General features: G+C 64.0%; 7 protein-coding genes. 5 read left to right on the top strand and 2 right to left on the bottom strand.

All coding sequences use genetic code 11. The features are described from left to right. Nucleotides 1–324: 324 nt before the first annotated feature. The gene (locus EG885_RS21460; protein WP_131578746.1) at nt 325–1530 is read right to left on the bottom strand and encodes an amidohydrolase family protein; all 1206 of its coding nucleotides are present in this window, start codon (nt 1528–1530) and stop codon (nt 325–327) included. 83 nt (nt 1531–1613) lie between these two features. Here EG885_RS21460 and EG885_RS21455 point away from each other — a divergent pair, with 83 nt between their 5' ends. Then, on the top strand, nt 1614–2015 hold the full coding sequence (locus EG885_RS21455; protein WP_131578744.1) for a nuclear transport factor 2-like protein: 402 nt from the start codon (nt 1614–1616) through the stop codon (nt 2013–2015). Here the strand turns inward: EG885_RS21455 and EG885_RS21450 are convergent, their stop codons facing one another. Further along, a complete protein-coding gene (locus EG885_RS21450; RefSeq protein WP_207392375.1) occupies nt 2016–2681 on the bottom strand; it encodes a GntR family transcriptional regulator in 666 nt (221 codons plus the stop codon). Nucleotides 2682–2888: 207 nt separating this feature from the next. Here EG885_RS21450 and EG885_RS21445 point away from each other — a divergent pair, with 207 nt between their 5' ends. The 4 genes from EG885_RS21445 to EG885_RS21430 all read left to right on the top strand — a co-directional run. Continuing rightward, a complete protein-coding gene (locus tag EG885_RS21445; protein WP_131578740.1) occupies nt 2889–3737 on the top strand; it encodes an ABC transporter ATP-binding protein in 849 nt (282 codons plus the stop codon). Further along, nucleotides 3734–4507 (top strand): ABC transporter permease, encoded by a 774-nt coding sequence (locus EG885_RS21440; protein WP_131578737.1) that lies wholly within the window; start codon nt 3734–3736, stop codon nt 4505–4507. The genes EG885_RS21445 and EG885_RS21440 overlap by 4 nt, the downstream gene beginning before the upstream one ends. 16 nt (nt 4508–4523) lie before the next feature. Further along, on the top strand, nt 4524–5540 hold the full coding sequence (locus tag EG885_RS21435) for an ABC transporter substrate-binding protein (RefSeq protein WP_131578734.1): 1017 nt from the start codon (nt 4524–4526) through the stop codon (nt 5538–5540). 2 nt (nt 5541–5542) lie between these two features. After that, on the top strand, nt 5543–6255 hold a 713-nt coding region (locus tag EG885_RS21430), incomplete at its 3' end, for a gamma-glutamyltransferase (RefSeq protein ID WP_207392374.1).

The raw sequence follows: 6255 nt of genomic DNA, 5'->3' as shown, positions 1-6255 counted from the left end.
CGGGGCGCAGGCGGCGCAGGGCCGTGGCATAGCTTTCATGTGAGGCCAGCCCGGCATAGCTGCGGCGATCGTTCTGCTGCTCTTGCGTCTCGCTGGAGACGACGAGAATAATAGGGGGCAATGGTGGACCTTTTCTGATGAGCGCCTCGGGAACAACCCGGTGCAGCGCGTTGCGTTCGCGGCTGCGTCCATCGGCCACGCAAGGCGCGAGGCTGCTGACGGAGATCGGGGGCGGTTCGGGCGATCAGGCATTCCCCCGAGCCGCCGGGGCATTGCATGCTGTCAATCTTGCCGCGGATTGCCGTCACCCGGGCGATCCGGGCTTCAGGGGCGCAGCAATCGTGCGGCGGTCCGGTCAAAGCTTTGACGGCCGCCCTTAAAGCCCATCAGCGGCGTCGCGATGGTGGCCAGCGCATCCTCGGGAGTGGCCGCGTCAAGCACGATCAGGTGAGCGTGATCCCCAACCGAAAGCCCATAATCCGCCAGTCGCAGGATGCGGGCCGGGCCATCGGTGATCATCTGCAGGCAGATCGGGAAATCACCCGCCCCCAGATGCATGACATTCGCATAAAGGTTCGCCATGCGCAGCAGCGAGCAGTCGCCGTAGGGGGTGAATGGATTCATTACGTTGTTGGTCGCAACTGCAACCGTGACATCTTCCAGCAGATGCAGAGGTGCCACGCCCCGGGGGGCGCGGTGGCCCTGATCCATACCGTTCAGATAAAGATCAGTGGCGGGCAAGGCGGTCACCGCCACATCGGCCCGTGCCAGCAAATTGGCATGCGCGGCCAGCGCATTGTCGTCCATTGCCGCCAGCTTGGTTACGTGCCCCAGGTTCACGCGCCCCTGCCAGCCTTGCCGGATCGTCCGGTCGCAGATCGCCCGGATATGAGAGCCTTCGGGATCCAAGTCGAAATCCAGATGAAAATCCAGATCGACATCGTGCCGCGCTGCCATGTCGAACAGGATATCGATCTGGGCCAGCGGAACGCTGTCCGTGTATGGGCAGCCACCCAGCAGGTCGGCACCCAGTTCCAGTGCCTGTTCCAGCAAGGCCCCGGTTCCCGGATCGTTGGTCAGACCCTCCTGCGCAAAGGCGCAGACCTGCAGATCCAGCGCAAAGGCATATTCGGCACGCAGGGCCAGCACCGCCTGCAGGCTGCGCAGCCCGGCACGGGGATCCACCTCGACATGGCTGCGCATGTGCATGGTGCCCTGACAGATCGCGGCCTCAATGACCTTTGCCCCGCGGGCATGAACGTCGGCCACGGTGAAGTCACCCTTGAGTGCGCTGACGGCGGCGACGGCCTCTTGAAGGCTGCCAACCTGTCCGCAGCGACATAGCAACCCGGCCTTGTCCAGATGAATATGCGCGTCGACCAGTCCCGGCAGGACGGCGCGGCCGCCAAGGTCGCGAACCTCGCGTGCCGGACCGAGGTTGTGGCCAAGGGCTGCGATACGCCCGTCGGCAATGCCGATACTAAGCGGACCTTGCGGCAAACGGGCATGGGTCAGGATGAGGTCGAGCATGGTTCTTGAATCCGGGTGGAGCTTCTGTATTCTTTTACTGTATGCACTTAAGAGACAGGCTTACAACAAGAGAGCGGGCCGGAATGGATCAGAATAGTGAACGCGACCTGCAGGCGGTCAAGGATTACCTGGCAGCCTCGATGGCGCCGGACCCGGTGCGGGCGGCGCAGTTCGTGGCGCCGGGGTTTGTCTGCCGCTTTACCGGTGGGCGCCTGTTCGACACGCCCTCGGGTCCGACCGGGTTCAATGCGACGCGCTATGCCTGGGTCAAGAAGAGGATCGAGCGGTATGACGTCGTGCCTGCGGGCGACCAGACAATCGTTTACAGTCTGGGCTACTTGTATGGGGAATGGCCGGACGGGACGGGTTTCGACGGCAATCGCTATGTCGACCGCTTCACTGTGCAGGACGGGCTGATCCTGGATACCGATGTCTGGAATGACAGTGCCGAGTGGATTCTGGACCCCTCGATCGCCAAATCCTGATTAGCCCTTGGTGTAAGGCTGCAGGATATTAACCAGATCGCGGCTGCGGCTGCGATCGCCCGACAGCAGGGCACGCGCGGCCACCGCCTCCAGATGCTCGGCCATCATGTCGGCGGCCTTGTCCGCAGGGCCACGCGCGATCAGGTCGATCAGCGCCAGATGTTCGCTAATGGCGCATTCCGACGAATGGGGCCGGGCCAACGCCGACAGCGACAATCCTGCGCGATAGCAGATTTCCGTCACATAACGCACGAGGATTGGCTTGCCGGTCATCTCGGCCAGACGAATGTGAAACTCGGTTGCCAGACGGATCGAGGCGCCATCCGGCCCGTGCCGCGCGTCATGTTCCTGCTGCACGATGTCCTTCAGCACGGCGACCTGATCGGCGGACAGATGCCCCGCCAGATGCTGCACCACCTGTCGTTCCAGCGCCACTCGGATGTCAAAGATGTCGCGCGCATCGGCGGGCGTAGGCGCGGTCACGGTCGCGATGCGGTTGCGGCGCAAATCGACCAGCCCCTCGGCGGCCAGTTGCCCCAAGGCGTGCCGGGCGATGGTGCGGCTGACGCCAAAGCTTTCGCCCAAGGCATCCTCGGGCAGGCGGTCGCCGGGCAGCAGCGCGCCCTCGATGATGGCGCGGCGGATGCCTTGGCAAATGGCAGCCATTCGGTCGCCGCCGACGCTGCGAGCGCCAGTCGTCATAAGATCGCCCTCCATTCAGGCAAGCGGTCCAAAATTGCGGAAAGTTTCAGCATTGATGCTTTGACCAACATGCAGCGGCGTCCCCGGATTTGCCGGACCGCCGATTCGCCCGCTAAGTCTGCGCTATAAAGTGTATGCACTTTTGTCATGCACCTTTGACAAAGGATCCTCATGAACCCGGATTTTGCACAGATTGCGCCGGAACGAAAGCGAGCAGCGGTCGAGCTGTCGCGCGCCTCGGTGGCCTTCGGGCAGGGCGCGGATCGCGTGCAGGCCTTGCAGCCCACCGACCTGCGGCTGGACGAGGGCGATTTTCTGGCGCTGGTCGGCCCGTCCGGCTGCGGCAAGTCCACGATCCTCAAGTTGGTCGGCGGTCTGACGCGCCCGTCCAGTGGCGAGGTTTTCGTGGGCGGGCGAGAGGTCGCGGCCCGCGCCCTGCGTGTCGGCATGGCCTTTCAGAACCCGACGCTGCTGCCTTGGCTGACGATCGAGAAGAACGTCATGCTGCCGCTGAAGATCGTCCGCCCCTTTCGCCACGACTACGCCCGCAAGAAGCGGGGAGAGTATCGCGACCGGGTCCACGCGCTGCTGGCCGATGTGGGGCTTGAAAGTTTCGCGAACCATTATCCTTGGCAGCTGTCGGGCGGCATGTTGCAGCGCGCCAACCTGTGCCGGGCGCTGATCCACGATCCCAGCCTTCTGTTGCTGGACGAACCCTTTGGTGCGCTGGACCAGTTCACCCGCGAAGAGCTGTGGGGCACCATGCAGGATCTGTGGATCAAGCGCCGCCCCACCGTAATGCTGGTCACCCATGATTTGAAGGAGGCCGGATTTCTCGGCACCCGCATCTGCGTCATGAGCGCGCGCCCCGGCCGGATCATCGACGACAGCCCCGTCACCTTCTCGCGGCCCCGCACGGTCGAGATGACCTTTCAGCCCGATTTCGTCGCCCTGAACCAGCGCCTGCGCGAACGCATCATTGATGCCCGCAGTGAATCCGCCATGGGGGTCGCAACATGAGATATGCCCTGCGCCGACGCATGTGGTCGGCAGCCCTGATTGTCGCCTTCTTCCTGGGGTGGGAGGTGCTGTGTCTGGCCCTCGGCGTCTCGGATCTGGTCGTGCCGCGGCCCTCTCAGGTGATGTCGACGCTGATCGCCCGCTTTCCGGTCCTGTGGCCACATATCCTGCAGACCCTGTGGACGACGATGATCGGCTTTGGTCTGGGTGTCATCGTCGGCGTGGTGATCGGCGCCTTGATCGGCACGTCGCGGGTGGCATATGACACCGCCTATCCGCTGCTGATCGGGTTCTCCTCGATCCCCAAGGTCGCGGTGGTCCCGATCTTTGTGCTGTGGTTCGGCGCGGGGCCGGTGCCTGCCGTCCTGACGGCGCTTGCCATGTGTTTTTTCCCGATCGTCGTCAACATCGCCACCGGCCTCGCCACCACCGAGCCCGAGATGGAGGACGTGCTGAAATCCCTCGGTGCGAGCAAGATGGACCTGCTGCTGAATGTCGGCCTTCCGCGCACGATGCCTTTCTTCTTCGCCTCCTTGAAGATCGCGGCGACCTATGCCTTCGTCGGCACCGTGCTGGCCGAGACGGTCGCCTCGAACAAGGGCATCGGCAACGTGATGATGAGCGCGTCGTCGAACTTCGACGTGCCACTGGTTTTCGCGGGCCTGTTCATTCTCGCCTTCCTGGGGGTCGCCCTCTACGTCCTGTTCTCACTGATCGAGGGCCGGGTCGTGGGCTGGGCGAACCGCCGCACCGACCTGTCCCCCTCTTGATTCGAAAGGTTTTCCGATGCTGAAATCTTTGCTTGCCGCGGCTTCCCTGATTGCGCTGGCCGCCCCCGCGCTGGCCCAGACCGATATCCGCTTTACCCTTGGCTGGAAGACCCAAGGGTCGGACGCGCCGATCCTGCTGGCCCAGCAGAACGGCTATTTCGAGGACGAGGGCCTGAACGTCACCATCGATCAGGGTGAAGGATCGGCCGCCACCGTGACGCGCATCATGTCGGGCACCTATGATGCGGGCTTTGGGGATATCAACGCCATCATCCAGAACGCCGCCGAACGCCCCGACCAGACGCCCGTGATGGTTTATCAGCTGTGGAACGATCCGCCGTTCACCATCGTGACCCGCAAGGAAAGCGGCATCGAAAGCCCGGCGGATCTGGAGGGGAAAACCCTTGGCGGCGCGCCCGGCACGCCCACGACCAAGCTGCTGCCGGTCTTTGCGCGCATGAACGACGTCGATCTGGACAGCATCACCATCGAAAGCCTGGCCCCCAACCTGACCGAGCCGATGCTGATCCGCGGCGATATCGACGGGGCGATGGTGTTCAACATTACCGCCTGGTTCAACCTGATCAACAACCGCCAGGATCCTGCCGCCGATTTCAACTGGCTGAATTTCGGCGATCATGGGCTGGATCTGTATGCCAATGGGGTCATGGTCTCTCAGGCGATGATCGCCGAAAACCCCGAGGCCGTAACCGGCCTGGTCCGCGCGATCAACCGCGCCGCAGTCGAGATCGCGCAGGATCACGAGGCAGGCGCCGATGCGGTCGTGGCCTTTGACAATCTGGCCAATCGCGATCTTGAGATGACGCGGATGATGTTCTCATACGAGAACCTGATCGCCTCGGACGAGGTGACCCGGATCGGGCTGGGTGATCTGGATGACGACCGCCTGTCGCGCGCTATCGACATCGTCGCCGAGGGCTATCAGCTGGAAACCAAGCCCGATGCTGCCCGGGTCTTTGACCGCAGCTTCCTGCCTCCGCTCGATGACCGCCAGCTGATTCTGGCCGACTGATCATGTCCGCCGCGTTGCAGCCCATGGTGACCAGCCCACACCCTCTGGCGACAGAGGTCGGGGCCGAGGTTTTGCAGCGCGGCGGCACCGCAGCCGAGGCTGCCGTCGCGATGGGTGCGGTGCTGGCCGTGGTCATGCCGCATTTCTGCGGCCTGGGCGGCGATGCGGTCTGGCTGCTGGCGGATCGCGACGACTGGTCGACCACGATCATGGGCATCGGTCAGGCGCCCGCCGTTTTGCCGGATCTGCCGGACGCGCTGCCCTTGCGGGGGCCGGATGCGATGCTGACAACCGCCTGTGCGGTCGACAGCTGGGATCATGCATTGCGTCTTTCGGTGGCCCGATGGGGCGGCGTCATGACGGCGGATGCGCTGCTGGAACCTGCACAGACGCTGGCGAAGGAGGGATTTCTCCCCGGCGCCAGCCAGCAGTTCTGGCTGGATTTTCGCCGGGCCGATTGGCCCGACTGGCCCGGATTTTCACCCCTGTTCGGGGCGCCGACCGGCGAATTGCTGCGCCAGCCGCAATTGGCGCATGTTCTGGCCTTGTTGAGAAAAGACGGGCTGCGCAGTTTCTACGATGGCCCGGTGGCGCAGCGCGTCGCGCAGGGGCTGGACAAGGCCGGATCAGCCCTCACCGCCGCCGACCTGGCCGCGACGCGCTGCCGCGAGGCGCAGCCTCTGGCCCAATCTTACCGGGGCATGAGGCTGCTTGC

The sequence above is a fragment of the Paracoccus nototheniae genome, assembly GCF_004335005.1.
GTDB classification, from domain to species: Bacteria; Pseudomonadota; Alphaproteobacteria; order Rhodobacterales; family Rhodobacteraceae; genus Paracoccus; species Paracoccus nototheniae.
Note: the sequence above shows the minus strand (reverse complement) of the source record. Positions and strands in the feature narration are given on the sequence as shown.